Here is a 21,954-nt window from a genome sequence, read left to right on the forward strand (position 1 = left end):
GGTGGCATCCTGCGCGCCGCCGGGGGTGTACTGCAAGCCCGGCCCTCCTCCCGATGTCTGGAATCCGCATGTCTGCTGAAGCCTCCTCCCCGCCCACCACCGCTCCGGTGGAGGACGCCCCGATCCCGTCGATCCTGTCGCCGGCCTATCGCGCGACCACGATCGGGATGGTCGCGCTGGTCTCGCTGCATGGGTTCGAGGCGCTCGCCGTGGCCGCGGCGATGCCGACCGTGGCCCACGACCTGGACGGACTGCGCCTGTACGCCCTGGCGTTCGGCGGCACCTTGGCCACCAGCGTGATCGGGATGACGCTGTCCGGGCGCTGGAGTGACCAGCGCGGCCCGGCGCGGCCGCTGTGGCTGGGCCTGGCCTGTTTCATCGCGGGCCTGCTGGTGGCCGGTTTCGCCCAGCACATGCCGGTGCTGGTGCTCGGGCGCCTGATGCAGGGCCTGGGCGCCGGTGCGATTTCGGTCGCGCTGTACGTGCTGGTCGGGCGCTCGTTTCCCGAGCCGATGCGGCCCCGCGTCTTCGCGGCGTTCTCCGCCGGCTGGGTGGTGCCCTCGCTGATCGGCCCCAGCATCAGCGGCCTCATCGTGCAGCACCTCGGCTGGCGCTGGGTGTTCCTGATCGTGCCGCTGCTGGCGATCCCGGCCGCCTTGCTGCTGCGCCCCGCCCTGCGGCAGGTCGGCGTAGTGACTGCGGGCAGCACCGGCCGCAACGTCGTGCCGTGGGCAGTGGGTGCCTCGTTGGGCGCGCTGGCGCTGTACATCGGCGGGCAGCAGCAGGGATGGCGGGCCGTGGCGCTGCTGATGCCGGCGCTGGGCGTGCTGGCACTGTGCAGCTGGAAGCTGTTGCCGACCGGCACGCTGACCCTGCGCCGCGGGCTGCCCAGCGTGATCGCGCTGCGCGGGATCGCGGCCTCCGCGTTCTTTGGCTGCGAAGCATTCCTGCCCTTGCTGCTGCAGCGCGAACGGGGGCTGACGCCCGTCGTGGCCGGTATCGCGCTGAGCCTGGGCGCGCTGGGCTGGTTCTCCGGCTCGTGGCTGCAGGGCCACCAGCAGCGTGGCTGGTCGCGCCGACAGTTGCTGCAGGCCGGCGCGCTGCTGATGTGCGTGGGCATCCTGGCCACGTCGCTGGCGATCCAACCGGGCATGCCACTGTGGTCGGCGATGATCGGCTGGGTACTGACCGGGCTGGGCATGGGCCTGATCTATCCCAGCCTCTCGGTGCTCACCCTGTCGCTGTCACCGCCGGCACAACAGGGCGCCAATACCTCCGCCCTGCAGCTCAGCGAAGCCTTGGGCGTGGCGACCACGCTGGCCGTGTCCGGCTCGCTGTTCGCGCTGTTCCTGGACGGCCGGGAAGCGTTGGGCTACCTGCTGACCTTCGCGATCATGCTGGTGCTGGCGCTGTTGAGCGTCGTCGTCGCGCGGCGCATCTGACCGTCAGCGGGACACGCCCCTTACGGGTGCGTGTCGCCGACCTCTTTCAGGTCCTCACGCAGGATGCGGCGGATCTCCAGCACGGCCTGCGGGGTTTCCTGCACGCTGTGCCCGGAAATGATCACCTTCTCCGAGACCGCGCCGTCCAGGTGCGCGCTCCAGTACGGCACCAGGCCATCGTCGGACTGCAGAAGCGGCACGTCCGGTTTGCGCTGGGCGATGATCGAGTGGTACTTCAGCCCCGGGGTGATCGGCAGTGCGCCAGCGGCCTTCACGAACGGATCGCTGGCCTTGAGGTTGTCGATGCTGTTGGGCACCTGCAGCTTCGTGGTGGTGTTGGCCGATTCGGATTCCTGCAGGGTCAGGAACACATCCTCGAACTTGCCCAGGATGGTGATCGGCAGCCGCACCAGCCGGCCGATCAGACGCCCTACCCGATTGCCCGCGATATCCGTGCCCTTGTGCGGGGCGGCGATGAAGATCGCCCGCTCCACGTTCGGTTCGGTAGTGAAGTGCAGCAGCGGGCCCAGCTTGGTTTCGACCCGCTTGAGGCGCTCGCCCTTGAGGTCGTAGTTGGCCAGCAGGTCGTTCCAGAGCACATCACCGGAAGACGTCACCAGCAGGCGCGCAAGCACGCCGCCCATGCTGTGGCCGATGAACACCATGTCCTTCGATGCCGGCGTGCTGCCAGTCGGATCGAAGTGCTTGAGCGTGTTGTCGAAGGCCTGGTTGATCTCGTAGCGGTTGAGCGCGATCGGGGCATTGGTCGGGTAATACACCTGCCAGACCTGGAAATGCCGGCGCAGCTCGGGATCGCCCATGATCTCGTTGGCTACGTTCACCCAGGCTTCCGGGCTGCTGCCCAGGCCGTGCAGCATGAAGATGATGCGGCGGTTCGGATCCCACGGCTGCATCAGGTACATGTGCGGCGCGCCGATGCCTTCGCTCAGGCCGAACAGCGTACGCAGCGACTGCGTGGCGAAGCCGGACTGCGCCAGCCACATACCGTAGGCGGCGGTGAAGTTGCCGGCCAGCGGCACCTTCTCACCGTGCAGGTCCACGCTTTCGGTGGACTCGGGCGAGTACACATCGAACAGCACCTGGGTGGTATCGAGCACCTGCCGCAGGTCGTTGCCCTTGAAGCGCAGCAGCGCGGTGGCGTTGATCGCCGACATCTCGCTGTACTGCGGAATCTCCGCCTTCTCGCCATCGGCCGGGGCCACCAGCTTGGGCGGATCCATGATCACCACCAGCTCGGCACCAAAGCCATCGCGCCGATAGGTACTGCGCAAGCCGGCGAAGCTCACTGCCGAGGCGGACACCATCCGGGTCGGGATGCTCTGCATGCGCAGCTCATCGAAATCGGAGGTCAGCGTCCAGCGCTCACCGGCCACGGCGGCATTGTAATCCTCGCCCTCGAGCGCGCTTTCGCGGCTGCGCTTGAACACCACCGCGGCGGTCTGCTCGGCGGCGTAGTTGTAGTAATCCCGGACCTGGGTCTGGCGATCCTCGAAGGCGCGGTCGGACGGCGTACGGCCACTGAAGAACAGGTACGCATAGGCATAACGCGCCGCTTCCAGCCACGCATCCAGCGCGGCATCGGACATCGGCGTTTTCTCGCGGTCCTTGGGCTTCGGGGTCAGCGCGAGCGCGGTCTTCACCCAGAGCTCGGACTGCGCCGACAAGCGCTGCTCCTCGGGCAGGACATCGGTGTCGGCGAGGGTCTTCTGGCACGCAGTCACATCCTTTTCGCACTGCGCCACGTCCATGCCGATCACGCTCAGCGTTTCCTGCGAGGCGGCGCTGAGCTTGCCCGAGGTGAGCACGTCGCCACGCTTGTTGGCGAGGTACTCGGTCGGGGCCACCTGCTTCATGGTGACCATCGCACAGCCGCTGGAGAGCAGCAGCGAGAGCACCACGGCCGTCATCGGCAACGCGCGGTGCGCGAGCAGTTTCACAATGAACCTCATGGAACGCTTCCCTGCCCTGTCCCCGGAACATCCCGGCGGATCACCTGTGAAAAATCATCGTTTTCATTGCTCGCCCGCGCACGATCGGTAATCCGCCCGCGCGCCTTCAGCGTCTCGAACGGCACGCCCGGCGTGAGCACACCGAGATCGCGCGCGTACTCGGCGAAGTAGCCCGAGGCCAGCAGCCGGTAGTCCATCGGCAGGCCCGGCGCGATCTGCTTGGCCAGTTCGTACACGATGGTCGTGCAGTTGCTGGTCAGCGTGTTGTAGAACGCTGGCGCGGCATCCAACTTGCGGGCCTCCCCGAGGTAGGAGACGAACAGTGCCTTGAGCTGCTCCTGGGTCATGCCGTGCAGGCGGTACAGATAGACATCTTCGCCGCGTGCGTTGGTACGCGTGCGCACGATGTCGGTTTCCTCCGAGGCGACCAGGGTCATCTCGAACTTGCGGAAGAAGCCGCCCAGCGCGGAGAAGGACTCGCCGCGCTCCTTGCGGATCTCCAGCGAGAACACCAGGTAACGGCCGTCATCGAAGCCGAACGAGATCAGCGTGTGCGCGATCATGGGCCCCATCCAGTAGGACAGGATCAGGTCGGCCGAGCGCAGCTGGTCCAGGTTGTACTCGCGGCGCACCCAGCGCGCGTCGTAGTCGGTCTCGCTGCGCCAGGTGAAGTCACGCACGTTGTCGAGCACCACGCGCGAGCCATCGACCTGCGCCACCTTCAGGCGCTGGGCGACATCATCGGCCCAGACCCGGTCCTGGCGCGGGGTCAGCAGCAGCCACCAGATGCCCGAGAGCACCAGCGCCACGCCGTACAGCACGCCCGGCCAGCGCCCGGCGCGCGCGCGCGCCACGCCGATCGCCCCGGTGACGGCGAACACGACCCACAGCCCGACCAGCAGATACCGCACCCAGCCCGGACCCGGCAGCTGGTAGGCCAGCAAGCCGGTGATCCACAGCGCCGCCAGCAGCATCAGCAGCGCCAGCCCCCATCGTCCTGCCTTCTTCACGCATCGATCCGTCGTCTATCCGGGGCGCTAGTTAGCCATAACCCCTGTGTGCGCCGCATGTCGAGCCTGTTCAGCTTCGGGCCGCCGTTCACCCCGGGAGCCCGCACGGGCTGGCTCCGCCCCCCGGGCCGGTCGCATACTTGCGCGATCAACGGCCATCAAGGAAGCGCCAAGCATGCAGGGTCTGACCACCGTGGGCGGGGTGCCCATCCAGCGCCACCATCTGCTGCGCTGCCATTGCGGGGCCGTGGTCCTGCGCCTGCACCTGCCCGACGGCGTAGTGTCGCCCCGCCGCTGCGACTGTTCGATGTGCCGGCGACGTGGCGCGATCGTCGCCTCGGTCAAGCTGGCCGATCTGGAGGTCGTGCAGGGCCATGACGTCCTGCGCCTGTACCAGTTCAATACCCACGTCGCGCGCCATCACTTCTGCAGCGTGTGCGGCATCTACACGCATCATCAGCGCCGCTCGTCGCCGGACGAATACGGCTACAACGTCGGCTGCCTGGACGGGGTGAATCCGTTCGACATCGGCGAGGTGCCGGTCAACGACGGGGTCAATCATCCGTCCGATGCCACCCGCGCTTAGCGGCGCTCGCGGCCCGGGCCGATTTTCTGCCACGGGGCCATGCCCTTGCGCCCATGCAGCAGCGGGCGCTTGAGCGGCAGCCGGCGCGGCATCGGGATGCCCACCCCGGGTGCGGCCGTATCGTCCTCGCGCAGGGACTCGGCGCGCTGGCCGACCAGCAGCGCTGCCACTTCTTCCAGTCCATTACGCATGGCGCGGGCCGCCGTCTGCAGGGGATTCATGGCATGTCTCCAACCGGTGTGGGGACGATCTACGCTACTGCCGCGCCGGCATGGAAACCGTGAATGGAATGGGTCAGAAAGATGAAATCGCGCGGCCAACGCCCTGCCGTTCAGGGCGTTGGCGGTGACACCGGCTTCGCCTTGCCCAGCCGCCGCACCAGCACGAAGAACAGCGGCACCAGCAGGATGGCCAGCAGCGTGCCGGAGAGCATGCCGCCGATCACGCTGACGCCGATCTCGCGCCGGCTGACCGCACCGGCGCCGGTCGCCAGCGCCAGCGGGATCACGCCGGCCACGAAGGCCAGCGAGGTCATCACGATCGGCCGCAGGCGCAGCCGCGCGCCCTTCAGCGCCGCGTCCACCGCCGAGCTGCCCGCGCGGTACTCGGCCTCGGCGAACTCGACGATCAGGATCGCGTTCTTGGCGGACAGGCCGATCGTGGTGAGCAGCCCCACCTGGAAGTAGATGTCGTTGACGAAGCCCGCTGCGGTGGTGGCGATCACCGTGCCGATCCCCCCCAGCGGGATCACCAGCATCACCGCCACCGGCACGGTCCAGCTCTCGTAGAGCGCGGCCAGGCACAGGAAGATGAAGGCGATCGAAGCCGCGTACAGCCACAAGGTCTCATTGCTGGACAGCTGCTCCTGGTAGGACAGCCCGCTCCACTGCAGTGCGAATCCGGGCTGTTCGGCCACCAGCGCCTGCATCGTCTGCATCGCCTCGCCCGAGCTGCGTCCTTCGGCGGCACTGCCCTGCACCTGCATCGCCGGGAGGCCGTTGAAACGCTGCTGCAGCTGCGGCCCGCGCGACCAGTGGCTGCTGGCGAAACTGGCGAACGACGCCATCTGTCCGCTGCTGCCGCGCACGTACCACTGGCCGATGTCGTCGGGCACGCTGCGGTAGGGCTGGTCGCCCTGCACATACACGCGCTTGACCCGGCCGCGGTCGAGGAAGTCGTTGACGTAGGTGCCACCCCACGCCGAGGACAGCGTTGAATTGATGTCGGCCTGGGCCAGGCCCAGCGCGCTGGCCTGCGCCTGGTCGATGTCCAGATGCAGCTCGGCCTTGTCGCCGAGACCGTTGAGCCGGACCGAGGTGAGCCGGTCGTCATCGCCGGCGGCCTGCACCACCTTTTCCTGTGCGGCCTGCAGCGCCGGGCGCCCGGCGGCGCTGTTGTCCTGCAACCACAGCTCGAAGCCGCTGGACTGGCCCAGCCCGCGCACCGCCGGCGGGGCCAGCACGTTGACCTTCGCATCGGGCAGGTGGCGGAACCAGGCGTTGGCGCGGGCGATGATCGCGCCGGCACTGTGCCTGGCATCGCGTTCGGCCCACGGCTTGAGCGCCATGAACCCCTGCCCTGCGTTCTGCCCGGTGCCGGCGTTGTTGCGGCCGACCACCACGAACACCACGTCCAGGCTGTCCTTCTCATGCTCCATGAAGTAACGGCTGATCTGCTCGCCCAGCGCTTCGGTGCGCGCCATCGGCGTGCCTTCGGGAGTGGAGAACTGGAACGTCACCTGGCCCTGGTCTTCCACCGGCAGGAAGCCGGTCGGCATGCGTGCGTACAACACGACCACGCCGATCACCAGCAGCACGTAGAACGCCATCCAGCGCCGCGGATGCGCCACGATCCCACCCAGCTTGCCGCGGTAGGCATTCTGGCTGCGCTCCACGCCGCGGTTGAACGCGGCGAAGAAGCGGCCGGACGGCTTCATTGCGCTGGCCGGCTTGAGCAGGGTCGCGCACAGCGCCGGGGTCAAGGTCAGCGCGACCAGCGCCGACAGCGCCATCGCCGAGGCGATCGTGATCGAGAACTGCCGGTAGATGATGCCGGTCGAACCGCCGAACAGCGCCATCGGCAGGAACACCGCACCGAGCACCACGGTGATGCCGACCAGCGCACCGGTGATCTCGCCCATCGACTTCTCGGTCGCCTCGCGCGGCGGCAGGTGTTCCTCGTGGATGATGCGTTCGACGTTCTCCACCACCACGATCGCATCGTCCACCAGCAAACCGATCGCCAGCACCATCGCGAACAGGGTGAGCGTGTTGATGGTGAACCCGGCCACCGCCAGCACGCCGAACGTGCCCAGCAGAACCACCGGCACGGTGATCGCCGGGATCAAGGTGGCGCGCAGGTTCTGCAGGAACAGGAACATCACCACCACGACCAGCACGATCGCCTCGATCAGGGTGTGGATGACCCCCTCGATGGAGACCCGCACGAACGGCGTGCTGTCGCGCGGATAGGCCACTTCCAGCCCCGGCGGGAAGCTGGGCCGCAGACGCTCGATTTCGGCACGCACCGCATCGGCGGTTTCCAGTGCGTTGGCGCCGGAGGCCAGCGTCACCGAGAAGCCGGCCGCGGGATAGCCATTGAGGAAGCTGCTGGTCTGGTAGTTCTCCGCGCCGATCTCCACCCGCGCGACATCGCCCAGATGCACCGCGGCGCCGCTGGGCAGGGTGCGCAGGATGATCGCGCGGAACTGCTCGGCGGTCTGCAGCCGCGACTGTGCGGTGACGGTGGCGTTGAGCGCCTGCTCCGGCCCGGTGGGCAGCGCACCCAACTCACCCGCGGTGACCTGGGTGTTCTGCGCCTGGATCGCGGTGCGCACATCCGAGGGCATCAGATCGAACGCGCGCAGCTTGTGCGGGTCCAGCCAGATGCGCATCGCATACGGCGAACCGAACACGTTGATCTCGCCCACGCCGGGAATGCGGCTGATCGGGTCCTGCACGTTGCTGACCAGGAAATCGGAGACGTCCACCCGCTCCATGCGCCGGTGGGTGTCGTACAGCGCCACCACCATCAGCGAATCGCCCTGCGATTTGGCCACGGTGACGCCCTGCTGCTGCACTTCCTGCGGCAGCCGGTTGATCGCCTGGTTGACGCTGTTCTGCACCTGCACCTGGGCGATGTCCGGGTCGGCGCGCTGGTCGAAGGTGACCGTGATCCGCGCCTGGCCCGAGGACGAACTGGTGGAGGAGAAATACAGCAGGTGGTCGATGCCCTTGATCTGCTGTTCGATCACCTGGGTGACGCTGTCCTCCACCGTCTGCGCCGAGGCGCCGGTGTAATTGGCGGTGATGTTGACCTGCGGTGGCGCGATGTCCGGGTACTGCTCCACCGGCAGTTGGGTCACCGCGATGGTGCCCAGCGCCATGATGCAGATGGCCAGGACCCAGGCGAAGACCGGGCGGTGGATGAAGAAGCGCGGCAGCATCGGCTCAGCCTTCGCCGGCCGGCACGGTGGCGGGTGCTGCGGCCGGTGCGGCTGCGCCCGCGGGCTTGATCCGCACCGTGGCCCCCTCGCTCAGGCCCTGGCGGCCACTGAGCACGACCTGCTCACCGGCACGCAGGCCATCGAGCACCAGCCACTGGTCGCCCACCGCACGCGCCGTCGAGAAGGTCCGTTGATGCACGCGGCCGTCCGGGCCCACCACCCACGCCAGCGCCTCGCCCTTCGGGCTGCGGTCCACCGCGGCCTGCGGCACCAGCAGGGCCTGCTGGCGGGTGCCCTGCCCGACCTGGGCGCGCACGTACATGCCCGGCAGCAGCTGGCCCTGCGGGTTCGGGAACTGCGCACGCAGGGTGATGCTGCCGGTTTCCTGGTCGACATCGATGTCGGCGAACTCCAGCGTGCCGGTCACGGGGTAATCGGTGCCGTCGGACAGTGTGAGCTGCACCGGCGCGGTGGTCGCTTCCACGCCGCCGTCGGCGATCGCGCGGCGCAGCGCGAGGTACTCGTTGCTGGACTGGGTGATGTCCACGTTCATCGGATCCACCTGCTGGATCCGCGCCAGCGGCTCGGCCTGGCCGTTGGTCACCAGCGCACCCGGGGTGAACAGTGCGCGGCCGATCCGCCCGCTGATCGGCGCCGTCACGCGGGCGAAGCCCAGGTTGGTGCGCGCGGTATCGCGGACCGCCTGCGCCGCCTGCACGGCGGCCTCGGCCTGCTGGTGGGTGGCCACGGCATCATCCACATCCTGCTGCGCCGCCAATTGACCGACGCCGAGCTGCTGCATGCGCTGGGCCCGCAGCCGCGCCGCGACCGCGGAGGCCTCGGCCGTGCGCAGGTTGGCCTGCGCCTCGTTCACCGAGGCCTGGTACAGCGCCGGTTCGATCTGGAACAGCGGCTGCCCGGCCTTGACCACCTCGCCCTGCTCGAACAGCCGCGCCTGCAGCACCCCGGAGACCTGCGGGCGTACATCCGACTCCTGCGAGGCCACGGTGCGCCCGGGCAGTTCCTGGGCCAGCGCCAGCGATCGGGTCTGCAGGGTGAGCACCGTCACCTCCGGCGCCGGTCCCTTCGCCTTCGGCGCCTCCCGGCTGCAGGCGGCCAGCGCCAACACCACGGCCAGCCCCAGCAGTGGCAGGCGCCAGGGTCGGGGCAACGGGCCAAGGGCCGGGGAGGACGGGAGCGGGTCGGTCATGGGGGACGGTATTCCAGGCGTGAACGGGGCACGCGGCCCGGGCAGCAGGGCCACTGCTCGAGGCGAATATAGGAGAACCGGGGGGACGATCCGGCGAAAACCGCATGAAACATTTTTCATTTGCAGTCCCTCCGGGGGGTTGCGACGATGCACCCGTCCCCATTGTCAAAGTGGCCCATGCCGCGCGTACTCACCATCGAGGACGACCTCGTCACCGCCGAGGAAATCGCCACGGAACTGCGCAGCCACGGCTTCGAGGTGGACCGGGTGGGCAACGGCGAGGACGGCCTGGCGATGGCCTGCCGCGGCGACTACGCGGTGATCACCCTGGACCGCATGCTGCCCGGGATCGACGGCCTGGCCCTGGTCACCGCGCTGCGCCGCCAGGGCATCACCACGCCGGTGCTGATGATCAGCGCATTGTCGGACGTAGATGAGCGGGTGCGTGGCCTGCGCGCCGGCGGCGATGACTACCTGACCAAACCGTTCGCCTCCGATGAAATGGCGGCCCGCGTGGAGGTGCTGATCCGTCGCCACGGCCAGCCCGCCGTGGCGGAGAACCAGCTGCGCGCCGGCGACCTGGAACTGGACCTGATGACCCGCACCGCGCGCCGTGCCGGCGAGGAGATCGCGCTGCTGCCCACCGAGTTCAAGCTGCTGGAATTCCTCGTCCGCAACGCCGGCCAGGTGGTCACCCGCACCATGCTGTTCCAGGACGTGTGGGGCTACCACTTCGACCCCGGCACCAACCTGATCGACGTCCACATCGGCCGCCTGCGCAAGCGCATCGACCAGCCCGGGCGCCACCAGCCGATCCGCACCGTGCGGGGCACCGGGTATGTCCTGGACGACCATGTCTGATCACTGGCGCTCGTCCAGCAGCCGGCTGCTCGGGCTGTACTGCGTGTTGTTCGTCGCCTGGTCCAGCGTACTGCTGGGAGTGATGTACTGGCGCGTCTCGGACTACCTCAACGACCTCGCCGAATCCGGCCTGCAGCAGCGCGCGCACCTGTTCGAGAAGTTCGAGGGGCAGGCGCTGGACGATGCGCTGCGCGACAGCCTGCGCTACGACCTGCACGGGGCGTATGCCTACGGCATCTTCAGCCGCAACGGGCAGCCGCTGGCCGGCCCCCTGCTGGCGATTCCCGATGGGCTGCGCATCGACGGGCACGCGCAGGCGGTGGAACGCTGGTCCCTGCGCAGTGGGCCGATCAAGGCGCCCGGGCGCGCGCTCGGCGTGGAAACCCAGGACGGCCGCCTGCTGGTGTTCGTGCGCCAGAGCGGCAAGCTGACGGCGGTCAACAGCATCATCCTCGATGCGCTGCTGTGGGGCGTCTCGTTGACCGTCCTTCCCGGCCTGGCCGGCTGGCACATCCTGCGCCGGCGGCCGCTCAGACGGATCCAGGAAATCGAGGCCGCGACCAACCGCATCATCGCCGGCGATCTCGGCCAGCGCCTGCCCGTCTCCGGCCGCCCGGATGAGATCGACCGTCTCTCGAGCATCGTCAATGCCATGCTCGAACGCATCGAGCAGCTGATGACCGAGGTCAAGGGCGTGTGCGACAGCATCGCGCATGATCTGCGGACCCCGCTCACCCGCCTGCGCGCGCATCTCTACCGCACCCGTGTCGGGCTGGAGGAGGACGATCCGCGTGCCGCGCAGCTGGACAAGGCGCTGACCGAAACCGATATGTTGATGGCGCGTTTTTCCGCACTGCTGCGCGTATCGGAACTGGAAAGCCACCAGCGCCGTTCGGCCTTCGTGCAGATCGACGTGACCGATCTACTGCAGGAACTACACCAGTTCTACCTGCCGCTGGCGGAGGAAAAACAGCAGCAGTTCACGCTGCGGGTTGTCCCGGGGATCAGCATGATCAGTGGCGATCGTGAACTGCTGTTCGAAGCCCTGGCCAACCTGTTGTCCAACGCGTTGCACTTCGCCCCAGAACACGGGCAGGTGCTGTTGCGCGCGCTGGACGATGACGGCGCAGTACGCATCGACGTCATCGACAACGGCCCGGGCATACCGCCAGAGGAGCGCAGCTTGATTTACCAGCGGTTCTTCCGCGGCAGCAGCGACGCTGCGCAAGGCAGCGGCTTCGGCCTGGGCCTGTCGATCGTGGCGGCGATCGCCGGGCTCCACGGTTTCCGCTTGCGCGCCGGCAGCGCCCCGGGCGGCGGTGCCTGGTTGAGCATCCGCGCCGCGACCGACGGGCTTCTTTGAGCGGTCACCCTGCACGCGCCGCACACGTCAGCTATCGGTTCTGACCCGCGCCGGCGGGGGCGCACGGCCCAGCAGTGCCTGCACCAGCACGGCACTGCCCACGGTCAGACCGCACAGCCCACGCAGCAGCCAGGCCAGCGCCTCGCCGCTGGCCTGCCGCAGCAGCGCCATTGAAAGATCCGGCACCCCGGCCGCGGCCTGCGCCAGCGCTCCGGTGGCCAGGTAGGCACCGGTACCTGCCAGCGATGCCGTCGGCAGGCCGCTGGTCACCGCCAGCCGATGGGTCACCAGCATCGCCAGCACGGCCGTCACCGCCGCCAGCGCGATGCCCTCGCCGGCCACCCGTACCGTGCCGAAAATGCCTGCCGCCATGCCGGCGCGCTGGACCGGCACCACACTGACCGAGAGCCCATCCATCAGCCCCCAAGGCAACGCCGTGCCTGCGCCAATCAACAGCAGCGCCGGCCACCACTGCGTGGGCGGTGCATGCAGCACGCGCTGGGACAAGGCGTACAAACCCGACGCGCAGACCAGCAGGCCGGCCGCACACAACCGTGCCGCGCCCACGCGCTGCGCCCAGCCCGCCGCCAGCAGTGGCAGCACCAACATCGGCGCGGACAGCGCGAACATCTGCACGCCCACCTGCGCAGGCGACTGCCGCTGCACACCGAGAAGGTGCAGCGGCAGGATCACCAGCAGCACCACGTAGCCCAGGCAGGTTGCCACCGGCAGCAGTTGCACGCCGACAAAGTCACGCTGCGTGAACAACGACAGATCCAGCAGCGGCTGCCGCTGGCGGCGTTCGATCTGCACGAAGGCCAGCAGCAACAGCCCCGCCGCGCAGAATGCGCAACGCACCCAGGCGGTGCCCATTCCGTGCTCCGCCGACAGCAGCAGGGCCACGGTCAACGCCGCCAGCATCAGGCTGAAACAAAGCATCCCGGCCACGTCCAGCCGCGCGTGCTGGCCGCGGCTCTCATCCAAGTGGCGCCAGCCCAGTAGTAGCGCCGCCAGGGCCAGCGCGCCACCGCCGGCGAACACGCTGCGCCAGCCCAGCGCCTGCAACAGCAGCCCGGCCAGCAACGGCCCCAGCGCCAATCCCGCGCCGAACACGGTGCCAAGTAGCGCGAACACCCGGATGCGTGCGTGACCGTCGAAGCCTTGCGCCAGTGCCGCGCTGCCCGCCGCCAGCGCCGCCGCCGCGGCCACGCCCTGCGCGCCGCGGGCCAGGTCCAGCCACAGCAGGTCCGGTGCCAGACAGACTGCCAGCGTGGCCAGCACGAAGGCACCGCTGCCGCCAAGGAATAGACGCCGCCGCCCAAAGCGGTCGGCCAGCCCGCCAGCAGCCAACAGCAGGCTGCCAAAGGTGAGCATGAAGGCGTTGGTCACCCACGCCAGCGCAACGGGGCCGCCGTGCAGCTGGTTGGCCAGTGCTGGCACCGCGACTGCACCGGCGGAGAACGACAGCGGCAGGGCCAGCGCGGCCAGGCAGACCGACAGCAGACCCAGGCGCGGGTCGCGCGGCAGGAGGACAAGAGAGGACGCAGACATGGGGATACCGACAGGAACGAGTATTGACGATATAGGTGCCGCTATCGCGGATAAATGCCGTCACCTTCGTTTGATTACGGACACTTATTCCGCAATCATCCGCACATGGATTCGATCACCGCTCTACTCGCCTTCGTCCGTACCGCCGAAACCTCCAGCTTCGTAGGCGCAGCGCGCAGCTTGGGGCTGTCTGCTTCCACCATCGGCAAGCGCATCGCGCGGCTGGAGAAAGAACTGGGCGTGCGCCTGTTCCAACGCACCACCCGCCGTGTCCATCTCACCGAGGAAGGCGAGCTGCTACTACAGCGTTGCCGGCGCGCACTGGAGGAGTTGGCCGAAGCGCAGGCCGAACTGGCCCAGCGCGTGCAGGCCCCACGCGGGCTGCTGCGGATAGGCCTGCCCACCATCGGCTACCGCTTCCTGCTGCCGGCGCTGCCGGCCTTCCAGCAACGCTACCCGGACGTGCAACTGGAACTGGACTTCAACGACCGCCTGGTCGATGTCGTCAGCGAAGGCCTGGACGTGGTGATCCGCAGCGGCGACCTGGCCGATTCCAGCCTGATGGTGCGCCGCCTGGGCAGTTTCCGCTTCTTACTGTGCGCCTCACCCGCGCACCTGCAACTGCACGGCCAGCCCGGCACGTTGGCCGACTTGGCCGTGCACCCGGCGGTGCGCTTCCGCTTTCCCACCACCGGCAAGCTGCAGGCCTGGGCGTTGCCCGGCCACGAGAGCGATGCCGGCGCCGCGCTGGCCACGGTGATGACCTGCAATAACATGGAAGCACTACTGGCCGCGGCGATAGGCGGCATGGGCGTGGCTTGGATGCCCGACTTCCTGGCCGCCGAGGCGCTGGCCGATGGCCGCCTGCAGGAACTGCTGCCTGACTGGCCGCGTCAATCCGGCCAGTTTTCGCTGCTGTGGCCGGGCAATCGACAGCCCAGTGCGCGGCTGCGCGTGTTTATCGACTACATGACCGCGCATTTGTTCACTGCCGCGCCGCACTGAGCCAATAGCATGGAGCGCGAGATCCACTTCGCGTAAAGGCTTCGCCCGATGACACGACTACCTGGCCCCCGCTTCCTCAACACCATCCTGCTTGGCGGCGACACGACCGGGAAACTCGATGCCGCCGCCGCGGCAGGTTTCACACAAGTGGAGCTGTGGCGTGAGGATGTCGAGTCCTCATCCGTCGCCGACGTGCGTGCAGCCCTGACACGCACCGGCCTGCAGCTCACCGACGTGCAGGTGCTGCTGGATTTTGATGGCGCTTCGGCTGCCACCCGCGAGGGCAAGCGTGCAGAGGCCCTGTCATTGCTCGCGCTGGCGAAGGACATGGGTGCAGCCACCGTGCTGGTCCCCGCCTGCACCGCGACCGACTACGTGCCAGACCGCGTCACCGACGACCTGCGCTGGCTGTGCGCGCGTGCTGCCGAACGTGGCCTGCGCATCGCCTACGAAGGCATGGCCTGGAGCCGCCTGCATTCCACCCTGCCCTCGACGTGGCAGCAGATCGAGCAGGTCGGCGCGCCGAACCTGGACATCGTGGTCGATGCCTTCCACCTGTTCGCCGCCGGGCGCACCGCCGACGATCTGCGCGACGTGCCGGTGGAGCGCATCGCGCTGGTGCAGCTGTCGGACGTGCTGACCCAGCCGTTGCCCGGCCAGGTCACCACGCAGGCGCGGCATCACCGCTGCCTGCCGGGCGATGGCCTCTGGCCGCTGGAGGCGCTGATCGATGCGCTGGCCGCGATGGGTTACAGCGGGCCGATCGGGCTGGAGGTGTTCAACGACGCGCTGAAGGCCCGTGATCCACATGCGGTGGCACGTGAGGCCATGGCCGCGCTGGAGGCCGTGCTGACGCGCTGACGCTCGACGGCTGCCACCCGCGGGCCGTGTCGGGAAATCCGGCACGCGTAGGGCGTCAGGACGTGTGCGGGTGTCAGCGTGGTTCGACTGCCGACTTGGCGATCTGCGGCCACTGCCTGGCGACCGCCTCGATGTTACCGGCCACTACGGCCCGCAGATCACGCGGATAGCGCACGCCCTCGGCCTCGCTCAGCCGCGTGGCATGGAACTGGCCGTTGCTGGCGCGCAAGATGCAGCCACCCTCGATGCACGCGCGCGAGGCCAGGAACACGACGCCCGGCGCCACGGCCTCCGGGTGCAGCTCATCCGGCTCGCCTTCCACACCCCACATACGGGTCTTGGCCACGGGCGAAACCGCGTTGACCACGATCCCATGTGCTGCGCCTTCGGCAGCCAGGACGTTGACGATGCCGACCGCGGCCGACTTCGCTGCCGCGTAGGCCGCCAGCCCGTGCTGCACGTACTGCGGATACAGCGCGCGGTCGGAGGTGGTCAGCACGATGCGGCCATGCCCCTGCGCCTGCATCGCCGGCCACGCGGCCTGGGCGAGCCACAACGGCGCCTTGGCCGCGACCGCCATCATGTGGTCGAAACGATCCTCGTCCACCGCATCGATCCGCTGGTATTCGACCCAGCCCGCGTTGTGCAGGATCACGTCCAGGCGGCCATGCCGCTGCAGGATATCGGCGACCAGTGCGGCGGCCGGGGAGCGGGACTGGATGTCCTGGTGGCTGGCCTCGACAGAGAGCCCCTCTGCACGAAGACGCGCAACAGCGTGATCGATCCGCTGCGGATCACGGCCGGTACCGTCCAGCGTGGCGCCCACGTCCTGCATCACCACGTGTGCGCCGCGCTGCGCCAGCATCCGGCTGTAAGCGAAGCCGAGGCCACCCGCGGCGCCGGTGACCAGGGCGACCTGCTCGGCGAAAGAAAGTGTGTCGTTGATCGTCATGCGGACAGCATCCGCCCTGGGCCGCGCGGATGCCAATACCGATGAGAGCTTGCTGCGATACGCAGGACGTATCACACGCGGGATACTTAGACGTGCGTGGGCTCGACGATCACTGCCGTGCCGTAGCACAGCACTTCGGTCAGGCCGGTCATCACATCGGTAGCGTCATAGCGCATCGCGATGATCGCGTTGGCACCGAGCATGCGCGCATGGTTGGACATGTCCCGGTAGGTCTCTTCGCGCGCCTGCTCGCACAGCTGCGTGTAGATGGTGATGTTGCCGCCGAAGATGGTCTGCAGCCCGCCGAGGAAGTTGCCCACGATCGAACGCGAACGCACGGTGATGCCACGCACCACGCCCAGGCTGCGCACAACGCGGAAGCCGGGCAGCTCCATCGCCGTGGTCACCATCGCATCATCGAGCCGGGTTGCAGGGCTCGCGCGGCCACCGCTGTTGTAAGGATCCGCCATTGCTGCCTCTATCCAGGGTGAGTGCATCGGTCAGGCCAGCGCGCAGGGTGCGGCTGGAGGTGGCGGAAGGATAGCGCCAAGACGCGCACGGATGTGACGTCCACTCGCCTGCCGGCGCCGCTATACCCCACCGAGCCTGACCACCTGGTACACCGCCATATTCTTGTCTGCCAGCGCGCGCACCACCTCGGGAATCAGCTGCATCGGCAGGTCCACTTCGTAGCCGTGCGGACGCGCGTGCAGGAGCGAGGCATCGCAATCGAAGGCAGGATTGTCGCTGGCGCGCTGAACGAGGAACGTGGTGATCGCATCGCGGGCGATGTTCTCCGATTCCCCGACTTCGAAATACACCCGGTACAGCGTGTCGCCGTAATCCCTTGGGGTGCCGTGCACGGAATCCACCGTTGGATCGGTCATCGCGTCCTCCTGTGTTGGCGCAGCGCGCCGGGAGCCAGCCGAAACCATACACCTCGGCCGGTCCCCAGCACCTGCACACACGGACGACATCGGATCATCCTCAGCGACCGTGCGGATCCACCAGATCAGCCTTGCTCCGCGCAAACACCGGTGCCGCTACGTCCAACGCCTTGTCACCCACCGGCCGACCTACCAGGAAGTCGCTGATGCCCGCCGCGATCTCCGGGTTCCCCACCCACAGTTCATTGTCGTGACTGGCCCCACCCACCCGCAGCGTGCGGCTGTCGCTGAAGCCCGGCCGCAGCGCCTCGGCGTTGGCCGGCGGCGTGCGCCCATCCAGCGTGCCACTGATGAACAGCACCGGCACCTTGCTGCGCAGCGGCCCGCGGAAAGCGTCGCCAAGATCGACCAGCCCCAGGCCATCCCCAAGTGCCGGGAACGGGAAGTTCAGCGCATCACCGAAGAGGCTCTCGCGGGCCTGCGCCTCGGCCAAGGCGCGGCGCTGCGGGGTCTGGCCGGACGCCACATCCATCGCCAGCGACATCGCGCCGTAGCTGCCGTACTCACTGCGCAGCAGCAGGACCATCGCCGCCAGCAGGTCGTAGTCGCCGTGCTCGGCGTCACGGAGGATCAACGGCAGCCACTGCTGGGTCATGCGTCGCCCGAGGCACGCGGTGATCGCCAGCTGTGCGTCGTACTCGCCGATGGTCACCTGCTTGCCACCGTGCATGACGCTGCGGCCCTGCCGCGGCTGCTCGCGCAGTGCTGCCAGGACGCGCGTGGCCGAGCCGGTGAGATCATCGAATCCCGCCGCCTTGGCCAGCACGCCCAACTCCGCCAGCAACGCATCGGCCGACAGCGGCAGCTTCAACGTGTCATCAGGCCCCTCGCTCCCCATCAGCACCACGCGCTCGAGACCTGCGCCGTGCAGGCGCACCGTGGCCAGCGCCAGATGGGTGCCGTAGCTCATGCCCCACAGGCTGATCTTCGGCACCTTCAACGCGCGCCGCAGGTCCTCCAGATCGCCGGCACTCTCGGCGGTGGTGTAGGCAGCCAGATCCACGCCCGCCTCCCGCCAGTACGCCACGCAGCGGGCGGCAACATCACGCAGCGCGGCGAGCGCAGCATCGCGCTGCAGTGGCTGCGCATCATCGAACGTGTGCGCATGCGGGCACGCCGGCGGCGGCTCGGACTCACCCGCCCCGCGCTGATCGAGCAGCAGCACGTCGGTCTCGCGCCGGACCTGATCGAACACCGGCCAGCGCGGTCCGCGCCCGGTCCCGATCCCCGAGCCACCCGGACCACCGGCCAGATACACCACCGGTGCGGCGCGGCCATCGCCACCGGTCGCTGGCAGGCGTACCACCCGCAGGCGCAGGCGCGGTCCGTTCGGATCGGCATGTCGGCGCGGCACCTCCAGGTAGCCCGCCTCGGCCGCGATCGTGCCGTGCTTCTGTGTCTCGAACGCATACGGGGTGAACACCAACGGCGCCGGCGCATCAGCTGCCAGCACGGGTGCCGCACCGACCAGGGTCAGGCAGAGCGCTGCCCAATGCGTGACCCGCAGGCACAGGCCGGGAGCAGGAGAACGGAACAGGGACATCGGGACGTTGGACATGATGGACTCCGGGTGGGAGGTAAGGGATTCGGGCGCCGAGTGATGGCGCATGCACCACGCCGCCAGCATTACCTTCCCCAAGGCAGCCGAGGACCGCCCGTCCGCCGAACAGCTCCAGGCGGGGGTCCAGTGACTCCGTGCACCCGATACGATGGGCGCATGCAGATGCCACGCACCCTGACCGCTCTCGCCGTCCTGATCATCGCGGTCGCCGCGTGGCTGCTGTTGGTCGCGCCTCCGCCGGGCGTGCGCTACTACGAAGCCCAGGAGATGGCACCCGCCACGCTGGGCGCTGACGGCGCATTCCCCACCGCTCCACCCAAGACACTGGCGTGGCAACCGGCCAACCAGCGCGAACTGGTGCAGTGGCGCGGCCCCTACTGGCTGCGCTGGCGCCTGCCTGCGCAGTCAGCACACCACGCGGCCGACCGTGCACTGCGCATCTCGGTGCGCGCCGCCAGCCAGCCCTTCTGGAATGGCCAGCCGTTGGCCGCCAATGGCACCGTCGGCCGCAACGCGGACGAAGAGCATCCGGGACAGGTGGACATCATCCGTGTGCTTCCGCCCTCTTCCTCCAGCGGCACCGACGCGCTGGTGCTGCTCGCCTCCAGCCATCATCAGTGGTTCAAGCTGCGGGGCGCGGATGCCTTCGTTGCGGTCGGGCCGGCCGCCTCGATCTACAGCCTCAACCTTGGACCGTGGCTGATCGCCGCGCTTGCCACGGGGGCGCTGGGTGCGGCCTGCCTCTACTTCCTCGCTGCACAGCGCGGCCGTCCACGGGTGCCGGGTGCGCGCCTGCTGCTCGCATTGGGTGTCGTCGGCCTTGCGTTGCCCATCGTCGAAGCATGGCGGCCGCTGGTCGGCTATGCCTATCCGTGGCACGGCCCACGACTGCTCATGCTGCTTCTGCTGCACCTCGCCGCGGCGATCCTGCTGCCGGCTTACCTGGCGCGTCGTTTCGGCGTCGCGGTGCCGAAGACAGCCCGCATCGCTTATCTCGCCACACTGCTGGCGCTGGCCGCCTTCGTGCCCAGCTTCGACGGCCGCGGTGCCGCACTGCTGCTGCTCAGCCTGCTGACCTCCGCCTACGTGCTGCTGCGCGCCCGCGGCGAGCCCGACGAGCGCTGGCCGATCCTGACCCTCGTAGTGGCCGGTGCACTCGCGGTGCCGCTCGCTGGCGGGATTTTCCTCGACGGCCCCTACTTCCTGTTCCTGGCCGTGCTGATGGGCTTCCTGCTGATCCGCCACGCCGCCCAGCTGCGTACGCTGGACCACCACAACGCGCAGCTGCGCGAAGAGCGCGCGCGCCTCTCGCTGCAGCTGTTGCAACGGGGCATCCAGCCGCATTGGCTCATGAACACCCTCACCGGCCTGCAGGAACTGATCGAACAGGCACCGATGCGCGCCGGCCGCCTGGTCGAATCCCTGGCCGAGCAGTTCGACCGCCTGCGCGATAGCAGCACCCGCCCCAGCGTGCCGCTGGAGGAAGAGCTGGCGCTGTGCCGCAACCACCTGGACATCGTCGGGCTCGCACTGGATCGCCACATCGGCTTTGAGGTCGAGGGCGAACACACGGGCCTGTGGCTGCCACCCGGCGTGCTGCATGCGCAGGTCGAGAATGCGCTCACCCATGCGGGGGCGGGGGCGTGTGCCGGGCATCCGTTCCGCCTGCGCATTCAACGCGAGGGCGACCGTTGGATGCTGGAACTGCGCAGTGCACGTGGCACTGCCCCACATCGCGGGCAAGGCACGGGCACCCGCTACATCGAGGCAAGCCTGGCCGCCACCTGCCCCGAGAGCTGGCGCTTTGAACAAGGTCCCGATGGCAACGACTGGTACGGCCGCATGGAGCTGACATGCGCATCCTGATCGTCGAGGACGAACTGCTGGTTCGCCAGCGGTTGCTGCGGATGTGCACCGAACTGGCTGGCAGCCGCGCCCGATTCGATGCCGTGGCCGACCTGGACGCCGCGGGTGACCGCCTGCAGCGCAGCGTGTATGACGGCCTGCTGCTGGATTTGAATCTGGGGGGCGAGGATGGCTTCGACCTGCTGAAGCGCGTGGTCGCTGGGCGATACCACTGCGTGGTGGTCTCCGCGCATCGGGAGCGGGCGCTGCAGGCGTTTGAGCATGGGGTGCTGGATTTCGTGCCGAAGCCCTTCTCACGCGAACGGCTGGGGCAGGCGCTGGAGCGGCTGCTGGATGTTGGGCGCTATCGGTCTGGCGCGGCGCGTTACCTGGGCATCTGGCATGCGCAGGGGACGGCGATGGTGGAGCTGGCCGATGTGCTTTGGATTCGTGCTGATGGGGATTACAGCGAGGTGCGGATGCGCGATGGACGCAGTGAGCTGCATGACAAGTCGCTGGCGAGTCTTACTGCCGTGCTACCGCCGGACTTTGTGCGTTGCCATCGGTCGTATCTGGTCAATCTGACGCATGTGCGGACGTTGCATGCGGCTTCGGGGAGCCGTTACTGGTTGGTGCTGAATGATGGGGCTGAGGTGCCGGTGGGGCGGGCGTTTGTTGAGGAAGTGCGTGGGGAGCTTGGGTCGCTATAGGCTCCTTGAGAGGATCGCTGCATAACTAATGTCCGCTTTCGGCCAGAAGCGGACGTCTGCAACGCCTGAATTAAGCCGCATAGCGAAGCGGCATCTGATTGAGTGAGTTGTGACGCCTCAGGTGTTAGAAATAGTTTTCTGGCCACAGGAATGCAGGTAAATATTGACGGATGAAAATTGCTTGTTGCTGATACCCGCGGGCCTCAAGCTCTCGAACAAAGTATGGCCACGGCGGAATATTGCTCTTATAGTCGCTCCCGGATGAGGTGCACATACCGCCACCTTGAGATGTCGAGAGCCCGCCATATTGAGAAGTCGAAAGCCCTCCGTATTGGGATGTCGACAAACCTCCGTACTGCGAAGTGGAAAGCCCGCCGTACTGTGATGTGGACAATCCGCCGTACTGAATGGTTGACATGCCACCATACTGCGATGTGGATAGACCGCCATACTGGGAGGTTGAAGCGCCGCCGTATTGCGAAGTTGACATGCCTCCGTATTGGCTAGTCGATAGCCCCCCACCCTGTGAAGTGCTTAGATTCCTGGGCCACACCCTCATACTTGGAATTTCCGGCCTACTCATTAGAGCTCCTTGGATATTTGGATGAAGCCTAACGTCAGAGTTAAGCGCTGGC

The 21,954-nt window shown here is 68.0% G+C and carries 18 protein-coding genes; 8 read left to right on the forward strand and 10 right to left on the reverse strand.

The features are described 5' to 3' along the window. The first annotated feature begins 68 nt into the window (after positions 1-68). The gene (locus AB9O74_RS14670) at positions 69-1,442 is read left to right on the forward strand and encodes an MFS transporter (RefSeq protein ID WP_369349738.1); all 1,374 of its coding nucleotides are present in this window, start codon (positions 69-71) and stop codon (positions 1,440-1,442) included. Positions 1,443-1,462: 20 nt separating this feature from the next. On the opposite strand, the gene AB9O74_RS14675 is transcribed toward AB9O74_RS14670, so the two are convergent. Together AB9O74_RS14675 and AB9O74_RS14680 are read right to left on the reverse strand one after the other, a co-directional pair. Beyond that, positions 1,463-3,370, reverse strand: a complete 1,908-nt coding sequence (locus AB9O74_RS14675; protein WP_369349775.1) for an esterase/lipase family protein — start codon at positions 3,368-3,370, stop codon at positions 1,463-1,465. Positions 3,371-3,408: 38 nt separating this feature from the next. Continuing rightward, positions 3,409-4,386 carry a DUF4105 domain-containing protein gene (locus tag AB9O74_RS14680; protein WP_369349776.1) on the reverse strand — a complete coding sequence of 326 codons (978 nt, stop codon included), beginning with the start codon at positions 4,384-4,386 and terminating at the stop codon, positions 3,409-3,411. 211 nt (positions 4,387-4,597) lie between these two features. On the opposite strand from AB9O74_RS14680, the gene AB9O74_RS14685 reads away from it, so the two are divergent. Next, on the forward strand, positions 4,598-5,008 hold the full coding sequence (locus AB9O74_RS14685) for a GFA family protein (protein WP_346479318.1): 411 nt from the start codon (positions 4,598-4,600) through the stop codon (positions 5,006-5,008). Here the strand turns inward: AB9O74_RS14685 and AB9O74_RS14690 are convergent. The 3 genes from AB9O74_RS14690 to AB9O74_RS14700 form a co-directional block, all read right to left on the reverse strand. Continuing rightward, on the reverse strand, positions 5,005-5,229 hold the full coding sequence (locus tag AB9O74_RS14690; RefSeq protein WP_241696635.1) for a hypothetical protein: 225 nt from the start codon (positions 5,227-5,229) through the stop codon (positions 5,005-5,007). The two genes, AB9O74_RS14685 and AB9O74_RS14690, sit on opposite strands and share 4 nt — an antisense overlap. A gap of 110 nt (positions 5,230-5,339) precedes the next feature. Further along, entirely contained in the window at positions 5,340-8,453 is a 3,114-nt protein-coding gene (locus tag AB9O74_RS14695; protein WP_369349739.1) for an efflux RND transporter permease subunit, read from the reverse strand. Positions 8,454-8,457: 4 nt separating this feature from the next. Then, entirely contained in the window at positions 8,458-9,663 is a 1,206-nt protein-coding gene (locus tag AB9O74_RS14700; protein ID WP_369349740.1) for an efflux RND transporter periplasmic adaptor subunit, read from the reverse strand. A 177-nt stretch (positions 9,664-9,840) separates the two neighbouring features. On the opposite strand from AB9O74_RS14700, the gene AB9O74_RS14705 reads away from it, so the two are divergent. Together AB9O74_RS14705 and AB9O74_RS14710 are read left to right on the forward strand one after the other, a co-directional pair. Next, entirely contained in the window at positions 9,841-10,524 is a 684-nt protein-coding gene (locus AB9O74_RS14705; RefSeq protein ID WP_176990992.1) for a response regulator transcription factor, read from the forward strand. Beyond that, positions 10,517-11,887 (forward strand): sensor histidine kinase, encoded by a 1,371-nt coding sequence (locus tag AB9O74_RS14710; protein WP_369349741.1) that lies wholly within the window; start codon positions 10,517-10,519, stop codon positions 11,885-11,887. The genes AB9O74_RS14705 and AB9O74_RS14710 overlap by 8 nt, the downstream gene beginning before the upstream one ends. A gap of 27 nt (positions 11,888-11,914) precedes the next feature. On the opposite strand, the gene AB9O74_RS14715 is transcribed toward AB9O74_RS14710, so the two are convergent. Further along, the gene (locus tag AB9O74_RS14715) at positions 11,915-13,438 is read right to left on the reverse strand and encodes an MFS transporter (protein WP_369349742.1); all 1,524 of its coding nucleotides are present in this window, start codon (positions 13,436-13,438) and stop codon (positions 11,915-11,917) included. Between the two features lie 105 nt (positions 13,439-13,543). On the opposite strand from AB9O74_RS14715, the gene AB9O74_RS14720 reads away from it, so the two are divergent. Next, the gene (locus AB9O74_RS14720; protein WP_369349743.1) at positions 13,544-14,443 is read left to right on the forward strand and encodes a LysR family transcriptional regulator; all 900 of its coding nucleotides are present in this window, start codon (positions 13,544-13,546) and stop codon (positions 14,441-14,443) included. Positions 14,444-14,491: 48 nt separating this feature from the next. Beyond that, complete coding sequence (locus tag AB9O74_RS14725; RefSeq protein WP_369349744.1) at positions 14,492-15,304, forward strand: sugar phosphate isomerase/epimerase family protein; 813 nt, start codon at positions 14,492-14,494, stop codon at positions 15,302-15,304. Positions 15,305-15,377: 73 nt separating this feature from the next. On the opposite strand, the gene AB9O74_RS14730 is transcribed toward AB9O74_RS14725, so the two are convergent. From AB9O74_RS14730 to AB9O74_RS14745, 4 genes are all read right to left on the reverse strand, one after another. Continuing rightward, on the reverse strand, positions 15,378-16,256 hold the full coding sequence (locus tag AB9O74_RS14730) for an SDR family NAD(P)-dependent oxidoreductase (protein WP_369349745.1): 879 nt from the start codon (positions 16,254-16,256) through the stop codon (positions 15,378-15,380). Between the two features lie 86 nt (positions 16,257-16,342). After that, on the reverse strand, positions 16,343-16,726 hold the full coding sequence (locus AB9O74_RS14735) for a YbjQ family protein (RefSeq protein WP_369349746.1): 384 nt from the start codon (positions 16,724-16,726) through the stop codon (positions 16,343-16,345). A gap of 120 nt (positions 16,727-16,846) precedes the next feature. After that, positions 16,847-17,143, reverse strand: coding sequence for a hypothetical protein (locus AB9O74_RS14740; protein WP_369349747.1), 297 nt, complete (start codon positions 17,141-17,143; stop codon positions 16,847-16,849). Between the two features lie 100 nt (positions 17,144-17,243). After that, positions 17,244-18,761: an alpha/beta fold hydrolase gene (locus AB9O74_RS14745; protein ID WP_369349748.1), complete on the reverse strand. Its 1,518-nt coding sequence runs from the start codon at positions 18,759-18,761 to the stop codon at positions 17,244-17,246. 159 nt (positions 18,762-18,920) lie between these two features. Between AB9O74_RS14745 and AB9O74_RS14750 the strand changes: the two genes are divergently transcribed. Both AB9O74_RS14750 and AB9O74_RS14755 read left to right on the forward strand, forming a co-directional pair. Further along, the gene (locus tag AB9O74_RS14750; protein WP_369349749.1) at positions 18,921-20,630 is read left to right on the forward strand and encodes a histidine kinase; all 1,710 of its coding nucleotides are present in this window, start codon (positions 18,921-18,923) and stop codon (positions 20,628-20,630) included. Continuing rightward, complete coding sequence (locus AB9O74_RS14755) at positions 20,618-21,319, forward strand: LytR/AlgR family response regulator transcription factor (RefSeq protein ID WP_369349750.1); 702 nt, start codon at positions 20,618-20,620, stop codon at positions 21,317-21,319. The genes AB9O74_RS14750 and AB9O74_RS14755 overlap by 13 nt, the downstream gene beginning before the upstream one ends. Positions 21,320-21,954: the final 635 nt, after the last annotated feature.

Origin of the sequence: Stenotrophomonas sp. JAG2, from assembly GCF_041080745.1 — a bacterium.
GTDB classification, from domain to species: domain Bacteria; phylum Pseudomonadota; class Gammaproteobacteria; order Xanthomonadales; family Xanthomonadaceae; genus Stenotrophomonas; species Stenotrophomonas maltophilia_AA.

Coding starts and splice junctions, on each gene's coding strand:
- AB9O74_RS14670 (WP_369349738.1), top strand. CDS start 69: ATGTCTGCTGAAGCCTCCTCCCCGCCCACCACCGCTCCGGTGGAGGAC.
- AB9O74_RS14675 (WP_369349775.1), bottom strand. CDS start 3,370: ATGACGGCCGTGGTGCTCTCGCTGCTGCTCTCCAGCGGCTGTGCGATG.
- AB9O74_RS14680 (WP_369349776.1), bottom strand. CDS start 4,386: ATGCTGCTGGCGGCGCTGTGGATCACCGGCTTGCTGGCCTACCAGCTG.
- AB9O74_RS14685 (WP_346479318.1), top strand. CDS start 4,598: ATGCAGGGTCTGACCACCGTGGGCGGGGTGCCCATCCAGCGCCACCAT.
- AB9O74_RS14690 (WP_241696635.1), bottom strand. CDS start 5,229: ATGAATCCCCTGCAGACGGCGGCCCGCGCCATGCGTAATGGACTGGAA.
- AB9O74_RS14695 (WP_369349739.1), bottom strand. CDS start 8,453: ATGCTGCCGCGCTTCTTCATCCACCGCCCGGTCTTCGCCTGGGTCCTG.
- AB9O74_RS14700 (WP_369349740.1), bottom strand. CDS start 9,663: ATGACCGACCCGCTCCCGTCCTCCCCGGCCCTTGGCCCGTTGCCCCGA.
- AB9O74_RS14705 (WP_176990992.1), top strand. CDS start 9,841: ATGCCGCGCGTACTCACCATCGAGGACGACCTCGTCACCGCCGAGGAA.
- AB9O74_RS14710 (WP_369349741.1), top strand. CDS start 10,517: ATGTCTGATCACTGGCGCTCGTCCAGCAGCCGGCTGCTCGGGCTGTAC.
- AB9O74_RS14715 (WP_369349742.1), bottom strand. CDS start 13,438: ATGTCTGCGTCCTCTCTTGTCCTCCTGCCGCGCGACCCGCGCCTGGGT.
- AB9O74_RS14720 (WP_369349743.1), top strand. CDS start 13,544: ATGGATTCGATCACCGCTCTACTCGCCTTCGTCCGTACCGCCGAAACC.
- AB9O74_RS14725 (WP_369349744.1), top strand. CDS start 14,492: ATGACACGACTACCTGGCCCCCGCTTCCTCAACACCATCCTGCTTGGC.
- AB9O74_RS14730 (WP_369349745.1), bottom strand. CDS start 16,256: ATGACGATCAACGACACACTTTCTTTCGCCGAGCAGGTCGCCCTGGTC.
- AB9O74_RS14735 (WP_369349746.1), bottom strand. CDS start 16,726: ATGGCGGATCCTTACAACAGCGGTGGCCGCGCGAGCCCTGCAACCCGG.
- AB9O74_RS14740 (WP_369349747.1), bottom strand. CDS start 17,143: ATGACCGATCCAACGGTGGATTCCGTGCACGGCACCCCAAGGGATTAC.
- AB9O74_RS14745 (WP_369349748.1), bottom strand. CDS start 18,761: ATGTCCAACGTCCCGATGTCCCTGTTCCGTTCTCCTGCTCCCGGCCTG.
- AB9O74_RS14750 (WP_369349749.1), top strand. CDS start 18,921: ATGCAGATGCCACGCACCCTGACCGCTCTCGCCGTCCTGATCATCGCG.
- AB9O74_RS14755 (WP_369349750.1), top strand. CDS start 20,618: ATGCGCATCCTGATCGTCGAGGACGAACTGCTGGTTCGCCAGCGGTTG.